Genomic DNA, 204 nt, shown 5'->3' on the forward strand with positions numbered 1-204 from the left:
CCCTGTGAGGGGTGGAGTTGACCGGTACTAATAGGCCGAGGGCTTGTCCTCAGTTGCTCGCGTCCACTGTGTTGTTCTGAAACAACGACCCCACACCGTCAGGACGGGTGTGGTGCGGCCGATAGTTTCATAGTGTTTCGGTGGTCATAGCGTGAGGGAAACGCCCGGTTACATTCCGAACCCGGAAGCTAAGCCTCAAAGCGC

The 204-nt window shown here is 57.4% G+C and carries 1 rRNA gene; it reads left to right on the top strand.

Annotation, left to right across the window (positions count from 1 at the left end):
- Window positions 1-136: 136 nt before the first annotated feature.
- Window positions 137-204 (top strand): 5S ribosomal RNA (gene rrf / locus UK12_RS36200); the annotation flags it as partial.

Origin of the sequence: Saccharothrix sp. ST-888 (genome assembly GCF_000955975.1) — a bacterium.
GTDB lineage: Bacteria > Actinomycetota > Actinomycetes > Streptomycetales > Streptomycetaceae > Kitasatospora.